Consider the following 12,802-nt stretch of genomic DNA (forward strand, 5'->3'; position numbering starts at 1 on the left):
ACACCAGCTCCTCCCCCAACACCCGCACCGCCTGCGGAATATCGCGCAAATCCCGCACCGTCCCCACCACCACCCAGTAACGCCGAAACCACTCCCCCGCCGGCGTCCCCCGCCCCACCCGCGGGATGTCCGCCAGCGTAACCCTCTTTCTTCTGTTCTGTTCGGCCAATCTGGTTTTCATGGCTTCACGGCGTAGGAGAACTCTGTCTGCTTCGCCAACCGCATGACAGGAAACCCGTGCCGGCGACCACTCACTCTTAGGACCAGCACGAGACTATGTCAATCTTGAACTATTTTACGATCGGTCAAATTTTCCTTGACCGTTGCAGCGTCGCGGTCGCGCGTCTCCGCAAGCGCGGCCCGACCGTTCATCGCCGTTCCTTGCGCCGCGCGACGTAGAACGCGACGGCGCCGGCGATCAGCAGGAGGAGCCCGAGGATCGAGGCGATGGCCAACTCCAAGAAGTTGCCCAGGGCCGCCCAGCCGGTGTCGAACCTCGCCGGCGGATTCAGCAAAAGCGCCGACGCCGTCCGGACGAAATTGGGATCGGGCTGCACCGTGGCGACGCGGACTTGCCACGCGCCTGTGCCCGCGGATTCAATCGTGATCGTGTCCAGGCCGATCCAGTGCGGGTGGCTTTCGTTGGTATGGTAGAGGTTCTGAAACCGCTTTCGCGCGACGGACCTTCCGCCGGGATCGACGACCTCCACTTCGAACGCCCCGGCGAACGTCGCTGTCGCGCGCGGCTCCCAATCGAGCCCGCGGGTCTCCAGGGCGATCGCGTACATTCCCGGGCGCCGAGGCGTGTACTCTGTCGTCTTCACGCCGTCGGCCCGCGAGAGATCGAACTCCACTCGCGCGACATGCCGTAGCTCGCGGCGCTCCTGAGCGACGCGCTCGCTCGCGGCGTTCCAGCGAACCGCGGCGACGGCGAAAACCACGCCGGCGGCAATCGTCAAAGCCCAGGCTACGCGTCGTGCGTGCACGTCAGAGAAACGCCGCCGGACCGCGTCACTTCCCGCGGTCCGGCGGCTTCCGGTAGGCCGTCGATCCCCCGCCCTTTTGGGATTGGAGATAGCCCTCGACGTCGCTCAGGGGGTTGGTGTAGTAGCGCATGCGATGGGAAACCAGATCGTCGATGTTCAGAGCGGTTGCGAAATCCAGGTCCTTTTCGAGGTAGGCGGCGATCTTGGCGCTCTCCAGCGCCACCGCGTCGCGAGTGCCGATTTCTCCCGCCAGCTCCTTTACGGTCGAGACCAGCCGGTCGTCGGGAACGACCAGCGAAACCAGCCCGACGCGCTCGGCTTCCGCGGCGGTGAGGTTCCGGCCGGTGAGTTGAATGTAAAAAGCCTTCTTGAACGGAACGCCGCTGTGGAACAACGACGACGTCGCCACGGCGCCGTAGCTGCCGCGAATGATCTCCGGCATCCCGAACCTCGCGGATTCCGCGGCGACCGCGAGATCGTGGCCGTTGACCAGCGCGAGCCCCCCGCCGAGGCACCAGCCTCGGACCGCGGCGACGGTCACCTGCGGAAGGGCCCGGAGCAATCGAACGATCTCGTACGTGGATCCCGCTCGGTCCCAGCTTCGTCGCCGCTTCCAGCTCTCGCGGAGATCGTAGAGATCGAGGCCGGAGGAATACGAATCCCCCGCGCCCGTGGTCACCACGCATTTGATCCGGCGGTTGTCGGCGATCTCCTTCAGGATCGAGATCAACTCGGCCATGAGGGCGCTGCTGAGCGCATTTTTCTTTTCCGGCCGGTTGAGCGTAAGCCACGCCGTACCCGCGCTTTCATCGATTTCCTGCAGAACGGTCTTCATCTTTCCTTGCGGAGAAAATCGCAGAGCCGCGCATCGCCGCGGCGAAAACGGGCCCTATAGTAACCCTGCGGGCGGCGAGTTTGCAAGGAACGTCGGCCTCGACGCGGCTCTGTTTCCAATCCGGCTCGATATCAACGCAGTGGCCCTGCCTGCCGCGCATGGGGCCGCTCGGCTTGCGCGGACGAACCGGTGTCATCGCGCGAGCACCGCCGGACCTCGACTACTAGGAGCGAAAGACGAAGTAGACCGCCCCGAGCAGGCACAGGCCGGCCCACAGGAAATCAAGCTTCACCGGCTGTTTCATGTAAAAGACGGAAAAAGGGACGAAAACGGCCAGAGCAATGACTTCCTGCAGGACCTTGAGTTGAGGTAGAGTCAGGTGCGTGTAGCCGATCCGGTTCCCCGGCACCTGCAGCAGGTACTCGAAGAACGCGACGCTCCAGCTTGCGAGGGCGGCCAGATACCAGGGCTTGGCTTGCAGCTCGCGTAGATGCGCGTACCAGGCGAACGTCATGAAAACGTTGGAGCAGATCAAGAGCAGCGCGGTTTGCACGATGACGGACATGTCGGACGTCGCTCCCGGATATTCGTAGACTCGTTTCAGGATAGCGGAAGACCGGCCGGCGGTCATCTCCGGAATCGCGGGCTGATCTTTGCCAGGGACCCCGGGGCGACCGGGCGGCGGGGATTTCCCGGATGAAGGACGAAAGCTCGAGGAGTCCGTTGATCTCCACGACAGGGAGTGCTAACTTTCGGCTCGAGAGGAAAATCGGCGATCACCGCAGGGCACTGAACCGGGCCTTCCGGGCCCCGGAAAGGAGCTTTTATGGCGGTCCAGTCAAGCACCGTTAGCGCGGCCGCCGCCCCCTCCCGGTCTTCCGAAGCCTCCCGCATCTACGCCGAGGGAATCAACGCCGGCATTCTCGGCGCGGCGGCGATTGCGATCTGGTTCTTCGTTCTCGACGCGATTGCGGGGCGGCCGTTCTTCACGCCGAGCATTCTCGGGAGCGCGCTTTTTCGCCGCGGCGTTCCAATGGAGCAGCTGCCGTCCCTGCCCGTCTCGCTCGAGATGGTGCTCATGTACACCTGGGTTCACGGCCTGGTCTTTTGCGTCATCGGTGGAGTGGCCGCGAAACTGCTCTCGCTCGCGGAACGCAACGTCAACTTCGGCTTTGGCGTGCTGTTGTTCTTCGTGATCTTCGAGTTCGGCTTTGTCGTCGCCGGCCTGATCTTCGCCGAGCCGGTGCTCCATGCGCTGGTGTGGCCCGCCGTTTTGCTGGGGAATCTCCTGGCGGCGAGCGCGATGGGGCTGTACTTCTGGCATCGCCACCCCGCGCTGTCGATATGGCCCTGACGCCGGGCCGGCGCCGGCCGCGTCACATACCGGTGATCTTCCTCGCCCGCTCGATCACCTCGCGCGGCTGGGCCATCACTTCCCTGGTCAGCTCCTGCAGCTCCTCGCCCGTCGACGGATCCATGTCCATTTTGCTCTTCTTGGCCTCGCCGATCAGGTCGGGGTCCTTCATGGTCTTCGCGTGCGCCTCACGGAGGATCTTCACCCGGTCGGCCGGCGTTCCCGGAGCGGCAAAAAACGGGCTGCCGAATTCCGCGCCCGCAAGGATCAGCCGCACGACGCGCCGGTTGATGTCAGGGACCTTGTACTGGTCCATCAGCTCGTAGATCGTGGGAACGTCGGGCGCCCGCGGGTCGCGCTTGCTTCCGGTCTGCACCAGCAACCGCACGAATCCCTTTTTTCCCCAGCTGATGAACGGCTCTCGACCGAAGTAGGGATCGATGCTCATCCCCCGGCAGACGACCTCACCCTTCTCGACCGCGAGGTCGACCTCGGCGCCGCCCGGGTAGCCCAGCACCGTGCTTAGCTTCGCCCCCAGCACCTCGTCGATGATTTTAGTCAACAGATAACCGGAGCTGGTGGTGCCGGTCTCCCCGCACTTGGGCGGCTCCTTCGCCTTCATCAGGTCGCCCACCGACTTGTACTGCGTGTCGGATCGGATGTAAAAAACCAGGTGTCTTTTGTCCTGGGTTCCGATCCAGTTGAACCTGCGCACGTCGAACTTGACTTCGCCGCGGCCCGTCAGCTGGTCCATGTAGATGTTGGCGCTCGGCATCCCGAGCGTCAGACCGTCGGGCTTGGCGACGGCGTAGACGTAATTGGTTGCGATCACCGACCCGGCGCCGGGCATGTTCTGGACGATGATCTCCGGGTTCCCCGGAATGTGCTTGCCGATGTGACGCGCGACTAGGCGGGCCCACCGATCGTAGAATCCTCCCGGCGTGAAGCCGACGACGACCCGGATGCTCTTCCCCTTGTAGAAGGGCTCGCCCTGCGCCCTGAGAGCGGCCGGCGGCAGCGCGCCCGCGAGGAAAGTAAGAAGCACGAGGGTCCGAAGAACGGCGGAGCTGTTGCTCATACTGGCTTGCCTCCTCGATTGATGACGCGCTTACCTTACTATTTTTTTTTGGTAATTGAAAAGACCGAACGGCGGTCCGGCCGCCGTTGCCGGCCGACGGGCAACGGAACCGGCCGGGGACATGGCCGAGTCCAATCGACGGGGTAAGGCAAGGGACCGGCGGCCGGAGGACGTCGAGCCTATGACGTTCGAAGACGTCTGGATCGTGCGCTGGGTCGTGCAGCGGGCCCTGGCGGCGATCTACATGATCGCCTTTGCCGTCGTCCTGCGCCAGTTCAAACCTCTTTTGGGGGCGAACGGCCTCCAGCCCGTGCCAGAATTTCTGGCCTATCGGCGCTTCGCCGAGGCTCCCAGCCTGTTCCACTGGCGCTATTCCGACCGGCTCGTCGACGCGGTCGGTTGGACCGGTTTGGCGCTAGCCGGGGTGTTGGTCCTGGGCTTGCCGGACCGCGGTCCGGTGTGGCTTTCGACGGCTGTGTGGATCGCTCTCTGGTTTCTCTATCTCTCGATCGTCAACGTGGGACAACCCTTCTACGGCTTCGGTTGGGAGACCATGCTCCTCGAGGCGGGATTTTTCGCCGCGTTCATGGGGCCGTCGACGCTGGAGCCGTCCATCGTTCCGGTTCTGATCCTTCGCTGGATGCTTTTCCGGACCGAGCTCGGGGCGGGCTTGATCAAGCTGCGCCACGACCGCTGCTGGCGCGACTTGACCTGCCTTTTCTACCACTACGAGACCCAACCTCTGCCGAATCCGCTCAGCTGGTATTTTCACCATCTTCCCCGATGGGTCCACCGCGTCTCCGTGCTCGCCAGCCACTTCGTCCAGCTGATCGTGCCCTTCGGGCTGTTCGCGCCTCAGCCGGTCGCGTCGTTCGCTGGCGGCTTGATCATCTTTCACCAGCTATGGCTGATCGTGAGCGGCAACTACTCGTGGCTCAACTGGCTCACGGCGACGCTCGGCATTACCGCTTTTTGCGACTCGACGCTCGCCGCTGTTTTCCCGCTGGAGGTTCCCCCGACCGAACCGCGCCCCGCCGCTTTCGACGCCTTGCTCTGGGCGATCGCAGCCGCCACCGTCTTGCTCAGTGTCCGGCCCGTATTGAACCTCTTTTCCCGAAATCAACTGATGAACTACAGCTACAACCGTTATCACCTGGTGAACACCTACGGCGCTTTCGGCAGCGTCACGAAGGAGCGTTACGAGATCGTTCTCGAAGCGACGGACGCGCCGACGCCCGACGACGAGAGCCGGTGGCGGGAGTACGAGTTCGCGGGCAAGCCCGGCGATCCGCGGCGGCTCCCGCCGCAGGTCGCGCCCTACCATCTGCGACTGGACTGGCTGATGTGGTTTTTGCCCTTCTCGGTCGCCGTCGGCCCCCGCGGCATCCGGGTGCGCAGCCACGAGCCCTGGTTCATGCGCTTGGTCGAAAAGCTGCTGGAAGCCGACGCGGCGACGCTGAAGCTGCTCAGGCGAAACCCTTTTCCCCGCGGCCGCCCGACTTTCGTCCGCGCGCTCTTCTATCTCTACCGTTACACCGACGCCCGCGAGCGCAGGGCAACCGGCTGCTGGTGGCGGCGAAGCCGCGTCGGCGTCTACCTTCCGCCGACGTCGCTGCGCGATCTGCGGTCCTGGAGATAGCTCGGGCGTTCACGCTTCGGCCGCGGATCACGCAACGGCGACTCCTCGGCCCTGCAGCCGGGATACCCGCTGACCTCGATTGCGATCCGGACCGGGCCGATTTGACATTGCCTTGCGCGCCTGCCATGCTCGCGGTGGCATGCGCGCGCTCGCGATCTGGATCCTGGCTCTGGTATTCCTGGCGGGCGGTCCCATCGAGGCAATGATCCAGGCATCATCGCCGGCCTCGAGCCAAGCCGCCGAGCCGGATTCCGAAACGGCTGAAGCGGAGGAGCTTTCCTCGCAACCACGCCGGGTCAAGATCCGCCATCGCCGTGCGCCAACGTCCCTGAGGTACCGCGCCGTCCCAGCGCAGCTGCACGCGCGGCCGGCGGCCGTCGCGCCTCCGTTCCACGCACCGCGCGAAAGCCTGCACACCCTCCACGCCGTTTACCGAATCTAGACGTCTCCCCGCGATGATTGCCGGATCGGCAATGCGCCGATCCAACGCATTCGGTTTGCACCGAAAGGGAGAAGTCTATGGATTGGGAACGGATATTCCTGTGGACCGGTTTCAACATCTTTGTGTTGGGCATGCTCGCCCTCGACCTCGGCGTTTTTCACCGCAAAGCCCACGTCGTCTCGATGCGAGAAGCCGCGCTCTGGAGCGCGGTGTGGATCGCTCTGGCGCTGGTGTTCAACGTCGGAATTTACCTTTTCTGGGGACGCGACCCTGCGCTGGAGTTTTTCACCGGTTACGTGATTGAAAAATCGTTGAGCGTCGACAACCTCTTCGTCTTCCTCATGATCTTTCATTACTTCGCGACTCCCGCCGAGTATCAGCACCGAATCCTTTTCTGGGGAATCGTCGGCGCGTTGATCATGCGGGCGATCTTCATCGTCGCCGGCGCTTCACTGCTGGAGAACTTTCACTGGACGATTTACGTGTTCGGCGGCTTCCTGATCATCACCGGCCTCAAGATGCTGGCGCAAGGCGATCACAAGATCGAGCCGGCGAGAAACCCTGCGGTCCGGCTGATGCGGCGGCTGCTGCCGATCACGGCCGAGTACGAGGACCAGCGCTTTTTCGTCCGGAAAAACGGCCGCTGTTGGGCCACCCCGCTGCTGCTGGTTCTGGTCGTCGTGGAAACCACCGACGTCGTCTTCGCGGTCGATTCCATTCCGGCGATTTTCGCCATTACCCGTGATCCGTTCATCGTTTACACCTCCAACGTGTTCGCCATCCTGGGGCTGCGTGCGCTCTACTTCTTACTGGCGGGCGTCCTGGAGATGTTCCGGTACTTGAAGATCGGATTGTCCCTCGTCCTTTGCTTCGTCGGAACCAAGATGGTGATTGTCGACGTCTACGAAATTCCGATCGTCGTATCGCTCGGGGTCGTCGCGTCCATCTTGGGGCTCGCGTTCGCGGCTTCCCTCATCGCCCGGCCGTCCGAAAGGCCCGCGGCGCCCGCAAGGCGGCTTTCTGCCCCGGCCCGCGCGGGAAGTGGGCCGGTTGTGATTTGCGGGGCATTGGCCGCAGCGGCGGCCGCTCTGTTCATGGTCAAATGGGCGTCGATCGGCAGCGGTCCCTCGTGGCACGCGGCGGCGACCGCGATTCGGCTGGCCGAATCGGAAATCGCCGAAGCGAAGTGGATTTACGGAGGAGCGCTGCGCAGCAGGACAGGCGCAGCCGAGCAGACGCTGGAGCGGGCCTGGTCCTACTTGCAGCAGGATCGGTTCCGCGAGGCGATCGACGCAGCCCGGGAAGCCAGAGATACCGTGCGGGGAGGGGCGGACGATATATTAAGCCGGAATTGAACATGGGGAATCCGGCGGTCGAGGCGCTCGATTACCTCCAGCGCTTTGACCGCCGGGAACCTCTACTAACCGTTGCGGGTAACACGGACGGCCGCGTCACCCGGGATGAATCCGGGCGGGCGGCCGTGCTTGGAGCGAATCTCCAGCCAGCCGTAGCTCGAGCCCACGACGTGAACCTTCATTCCGGGGCCGATGTCGGCGATCCAGGCCGAGCTCGTGCTGGGACCGCTGTAAACCTGCGTGGGGCGAACGGTCTCGAATGTTCCACGCACCTGCGGAGCCGGCTTCTTCCGGGCCTTCGGCGCCGCGACGGGTCCCGCGGCAACGACCGGCGGCTCGACAGTCGTTTCTTTCGCCGCGACCGCGGTTGCTCTCGGCTTCGAGGGTTTGGTTTCCACTCTTCTTGTGACGGCCATCCCCGCGGCGATCGCGATCGCCGCGGCGACCGTTCCCGCGCTCCAGACGAGCCTGAGCGAGGGCCACCTCCCACCCCGCTTGCCCTGCCGCGGAGCTACCCTCACCTCGCGATCGCCCGCAATCGCCTCCGGACCTGGAAGCGCCGCCTGCCGGCCAGCCGCTGTCGCCCGGAGTTGCCGGGTTCCCTCGACCGTCGCCCGCAGGGTTCGCCCGCTTTCGCGCAGGCGCTCCCGGGCGGCGTCGATCTCGTCGAGGCGGCTTTTCACTCCCGAGAGCTCACGTTCCAGCTCGGCGATTCTCGATTCCAGGGCCTGGCTGTAGAACGATGGCCGCCGTTCCAGATCGGCCAGCCGATCTTCCACCGCCCGGAGCGCGCGAGCCCGGTCTTGCTCCAACCGACGCTCCAGCTCCACGGCCCCGATCTCGAGCAACCGAAGGCGCTCCGACAAGTCCCGGTGGCGCTGGGCGAATTCCTCCAGCCGGTCCTCGCCCGCGGCCAGCCGAGCGCGCTGGCGCTCCAGCTCTTCCTGAAAGCGCTGCCCTTCGGATCGCAGCTCGCGGTACTGCGACTCGAGCTCTTTTCCCTGCTCGGCGACGGCGCGAAGCGACGCGATCTCCGCGCGATTCTCGGCCAGCTCTTCCTTCAGGGCGCCCAGCTCCTTTTGCACGGCCGCTCCCATGCGCGCCGCATCATCACTGCGGGCGACCGCTTCTTCCAGGCGGCTCTCGCTCGTCCTGAACCACCTCTCGATGGCGTCAACGACATCGCTCAATCTCCGCCATTCCGGCCGGCCGCTTTCCCGATATCGGTCATCCTCCGAGCCGGAAGAGAGATCCTGGCCGCCGTCCCCGGCGTCCGGACGGCCCCCGCGCTGCCGAAAGAGGGAGGCGAGAGTCCATTTCAGTCCTTTCGGCCTCACCAGCTCGGCGATCACGAAGCCGGCGAACGCGTACACGACGGCCAGCTTGTACTTGACCGCGACGAACAGCCCGGTGATTTCGTTGACCAACAGGCCGACGATCATCGAGCACATCGCGAGCCTGGTTTCCGCCACGATCGCTTTTAGCGCGTCCCATCTGGCCCGCAGGCAAAGAACCAGCACCGCGGCGTAACACGCCACGAGCGCGAGCTCGGCGATTCCGATGAGCCACGCTTCCGCCGATCCCGTGCCGTAAAGAACGACGACGGGCCCGAGAACGCACCAGGTTCCCAGGGCCCCCAGCAGAAACCGGCGCGATGCCGGCCGCAGCACTACAAGAAGAGCCCTTTTCATCGCCTGCCTCCATCGGTAAGCCGCTTCCGGTTCCAAGCCAGGCGCCCGAAGCGGTCAGTTCGCCGGTGCAATCGCAATCGGTTTCATCGCCCCCTCGCCCCGCACGAAGCGTCACGCGTGATCGAAACTGGGCGACATTGGACCGTGGTAAAGAAACGTCCTGATCGGCGACAGGACAGCAAAACAACGGGGTGCGCTGGAGCCGGACGCAACGTCGCTGCACAGCCCGCGCCAGGAAGGAGGCTCGTTTGCGTGTTCACTGCGGCCTCCGTGGCTCGTCCGTGCCGGCAAAACGCCGCACGAGACCGCGGGATGATTGAAAGCCCGGAGCGCGCCAGGGCACCGGCGCGAAGAAGCCCCCAGACCTCTGCCGGCGTTATCGCCGGGGAGCGGCCGCGGGCAGGGCGCTCGTAGCGCGCGGAAGAGGAGCGGCCGCCGCTGGTTGCGGGCGAGACGATCGCGGCACCGCAGTCCCCGTGCGGCTCCCATGCGGCGGCGGCAAAACGACGGTATAGCAGCATGGCGGATAAACCTGATACGGCCGGTGCGACGGAAGATAGAGCTGATAGTGCATCACGTGAAGCTCGGCATACGGATCGTACTGGACCCAGTACCATTGGTACCGAGCCCCGTCCCAAAACAAAACGTACCCGCCTGCGGGCTCGTAGGACTGCGCCTTTAGGTCCCCCGGGGGCAGAAACAGCGAGAACGCGAGCAACGGCGCGAAAAGAACGGGGACCTTCATGGCTTCTTAGACTCCCCGACCCGGCCAGAGTTTACCGGTTCGTGCCCCAGGGATTCAAGGCCGGCCTGCCCCCGGGCCTCCCTCGCGGGCAAGGACTCCGGCGCGGTGCTTCGGTCAGGTCCCTGGCCCCAACTCAAACGGAAGGGCGGCGCCCCTTCGCCTGGCATCATGCCGTCTGCTTGCTCCCCGGATTTTTTTCAAATATTTTCCGTCCCGTAGTCCATAGCCAGGCGAGGAGGCAGTTCGATGCAGAGCTTTTCCCGGATTTTCACTCTAAAGCACGCCCGGACGGCTCCCCTTTCGACGGCGGTAGCCCTGGTGCTCTCCCTGGCGCTGCCGGGCGCAGCGGCCGATTCTCAAAGCGATCCGAAGCGTTTCGCTCTGGAGACCGTCGAGCACAACGCGGAACAGATCGCCACGGTGAGCGACGTCCTGTACTACTTCGGTGAACCCGGAATGCAGGAGCACGAAAGCTCCAGATATCTCAAAGAGACGCTGGAGGACATCGGCTTCAAGGTCGAGCTGGGGGGCGCCGGAATGCCGACGAACGTCTGGGCCACGTGGGGCTCAGGCAAGCCTTACATCGTGATCGCCACCGATTTCGACGCCCTGCCCGAGGGCTCGCAAACGCCGGGCTCGATCGCGCGCAAGCCGCTCGTCGAGGGCGCTCCCGGCCACATGGAGGGCCACAACGTCATGGCCGCCGTCGCAGTCGGCGCCGCCCACGCCGTCAAGAAAACGATGGAACGGTTCAAGATCCCCGGCACGATCGCGGTCTCCTTCGGTCCCGCGGAGGAGCAGCTCATCAGCCGGCCGTACCTCGTGCGCGCGGGCTATTTCAAGGATGTCGACGCAGCGCTCATAACGCACATCGGCGACGGTCTGTCGACCGGCTACGGCCTGCAGAACTACGCGTTGATCGGCGCCAAGTTCAACTTCAAGGGCCGGACCGCGCACGGCGGGGTGAACCCCTGGGACGGCAAGGACGCGGTCGATGCCGCGGTCCTGATGGACATCGGCTTCGACAAGCTGCGCGAGCACCTTCGCCCGACCTACCGCGGCCACCGGGCTATCACCAACGGCGGCGTGCAGCCCAACATCATCCCCGACTCGGCGCAGATCTGGTGGTTCATTCGCGACGCCACGGGGCCCTGGGCCAAGGAGAACTTCGACAAGCTCGTGAACATCGCGCGCGGCGCCGCGCTGATGACCGGCACGACCATGGAATGGGAGCCGTTCGGCGCGGCGTGGCCGACGCTCGGCAACAAGGCGATCGCCGAAGCGATCCAGAAAAACATCGAAATGGTGGGGATGCCGAAGTGGACCGAGGACGAGGTGAAGTTCGCGAAGGAGCTGCAGAAATCGCTGGGAAGAAAGGAAGCGGGTCTACCCGCCAAGGTCACGCCCCTGCAGGCCCGACGTCAGAATTCCTCCTCGAACGACATCGGCGACATCACGTGGAACGTGCCCACGGGAACGCTCAGGTTCCCGTCCGCGGTGCCGGGCGTTCAAGCGCACCACTGGTCGGCCGGCATCACTCCGACGATGTCGATCGCGCACAAGGGCGCCGTGGTCGGGGCCAAGGTTCTCGCCGCTTCGGCTCTCGACCTGCTGACGTCGCCCGAGCTTCTGGCTGCGGCGAAGAAGCAATTCGCGGAGGACACGAAGGACATGAAGTATTTTTCGTTGCTCCCTCCCGACGCGAAGCCGCCGGTCGACCTGAACAGGGAGATCATGGAAAAGTACCGCCCGGCGATGCGGAAGTTCTACTTGAGCAAGAAAGCGAGATTCCAATGAGCGCCTCAGGTCGGCGCGCTTTGTTCCACCACTCCCTGGATTCTCTCAATGACTGCGCCGACGAACGCGGTAACATTGTGCAGCTTCAACAACTGTTCTATGTCCATTTCGACAATTTCTCTTCTTCAGTTGCGGCTATGAAGCTCCAAACGACCCGCTCGTCGAGACCATTCTCAAGCAAAACGTCGAAGGCGAGCGCTGCGCCATCGGCCTCTACAAGAAACTTTTGGAGGCGACACAGGGGAAAGATCCGGTTACTACAATATCGCGCTGCAGATTCTCCAGGGCGAAGTGGAGCACGGCGAGGATCTGCAATCCCTCGCCGACGACTTGGACTGAGCTATGCGATCTGAGGCTGAAGGAGATAGCCGAGCGGTTTGGGACGGGGAGCTATGGAGCGTTGGGGTCGGCATGTCATGGAGTCGCCTCCGGGATGCAATCCGATGCGAAGTTTCGGCAAAGGGTGGACGCCATCCGACGAAGCTGTCAACAAAAGACTTGTCAACAAAAGACTTGATTACATGAAAAAGGCTACACCGTTGGGTCAGGGCAAGGTCGGTCTCCTCGAAGGGACCACACTTCGGATAAAATCCGAAGCCAGGGTGCTGACTCATAAAGAGTCGCACAAACCCAAAAACCCAAGGAGGTGTAGCCATGCCAGAGTATATTGGAATCGACCTGCACTCACAATCCTCGTACATCACCCGGATGGACGAGAAAGGAAGGATCCTGGAGCGGCTCAACCTGCGCAACGATCCGGACACCATTCGCGGTTACTTTTCTCGGCAGCGAGCCCAAACCCGCATTGCGGTGGAGGCCACCGGAAACTGGATGTATCTCTACGAGCTGATCGAGGAGCGGTTTCCCGATTTGGTTTTGG

Annotated in this window: 11 protein-coding genes; 5 read left to right on the plus strand and 6 right to left on the minus strand. The window is 63.8% G+C overall.

Translation table 11 applies throughout. From position 1 onward, the window contains the following. From VNN77_06100 to VNN77_06115, 4 genes are all read right to left on the minus strand, one after another. Positions 1-181: hypothetical protein (locus VNN77_06100; protein HXG50966.1), on the minus strand; the 181-nt coding region annotated here is incomplete at its 3' end. A gap of 187 nt (positions 182-368) precedes the next feature. Next, positions 369-959, minus strand: coding sequence for a hypothetical protein (locus VNN77_06105; GenBank protein HXG50967.1), 591 nt, complete (start codon positions 957-959; stop codon positions 369-371). A 52-nt stretch (positions 960-1,011) separates the two neighbouring features. Next, the gene (locus VNN77_06110) at positions 1,012-1,821 is read right to left on the minus strand and encodes an enoyl-CoA hydratase/isomerase family protein (GenBank protein ID HXG50968.1); all 810 of its coding nucleotides are present in this window, start codon (positions 1,819-1,821) and stop codon (positions 1,012-1,014) included. A 223-nt stretch (positions 1,822-2,044) separates the two neighbouring features. Then, positions 2,045-2,386 carry a DMT family protein gene (locus tag VNN77_06115; GenBank protein ID HXG50969.1) on the minus strand — a complete coding sequence of 114 codons (342 nt, stop codon included), beginning with the start codon at positions 2,384-2,386 and terminating at the stop codon, positions 2,045-2,047. A gap of 261 nt (positions 2,387-2,647) precedes the next feature. On the opposite strand from VNN77_06115, the gene VNN77_06120 reads away from it, so the two are divergent. Beyond that, positions 2,648-3,175, plus strand: coding sequence for a hypothetical protein (locus VNN77_06120; GenBank protein ID HXG50970.1), 528 nt, complete (start codon positions 2,648-2,650; stop codon positions 3,173-3,175). A 22-nt stretch (positions 3,176-3,197) separates the two neighbouring features. On the opposite strand, the gene VNN77_06125 is transcribed toward VNN77_06120, so the two are convergent. Further along, positions 3,198-4,253 carry a tripartite tricarboxylate transporter substrate-binding protein gene (locus tag VNN77_06125; protein HXG50971.1) on the minus strand — a complete coding sequence of 352 codons (1,056 nt, stop codon included), beginning with the start codon at positions 4,251-4,253 and terminating at the stop codon, positions 3,198-3,200. A gap of 181 nt (positions 4,254-4,434) precedes the next feature. Here VNN77_06125 and VNN77_06130 point away from each other — a divergent pair, with 181 nt between their 5' ends. Continuing rightward, positions 4,435-5,892 (plus strand): lipase maturation factor family protein, encoded by a 1,458-nt coding sequence (locus VNN77_06130; GenBank protein HXG50972.1) that lies wholly within the window; start codon positions 4,435-4,437, stop codon positions 5,890-5,892. A 519-nt stretch (positions 5,893-6,411) separates the two neighbouring features. After that, positions 6,412-7,689 (plus strand): TerC family protein, encoded by a 1,278-nt coding sequence (locus tag VNN77_06135; protein HXG50973.1) that lies wholly within the window; start codon positions 6,412-6,414, stop codon positions 7,687-7,689. Positions 7,690-7,754: 65 nt separating this feature from the next. On the opposite strand, the gene VNN77_06140 is transcribed toward VNN77_06135, so the two are convergent. Then, a complete protein-coding gene (locus tag VNN77_06140; protein HXG50974.1) occupies positions 7,755-9,380 on the minus strand; it encodes a hypothetical protein in 1,626 nt (541 codons plus the stop codon). A 991-nt stretch (positions 9,381-10,371) separates the two neighbouring features. Between VNN77_06140 and VNN77_06145 the strand changes: the two genes are divergently transcribed. Both VNN77_06145 and VNN77_06150 read left to right on the plus strand, forming a co-directional pair. After that, positions 10,372-11,922, plus strand: a complete 1,551-nt coding sequence (locus VNN77_06145) for an amidohydrolase (protein HXG50975.1) — start codon at positions 10,372-10,374, stop codon at positions 11,920-11,922. A 654-nt stretch (positions 11,923-12,576) separates the two neighbouring features. Continuing rightward, positions 12,577-12,802: hypothetical protein (locus tag VNN77_06150; protein ID HXG50976.1), on the plus strand; the 226-nt coding region annotated here is incomplete at its 3' end.

The sequence above is a fragment of the Candidatus Zixiibacteriota bacterium genome, from assembly GCA_035574315.1.
Taxonomy (GTDB): Bacteria; Desulfobacterota; Binatia; order UBA9968; family UBA9968; genus DATLYW01.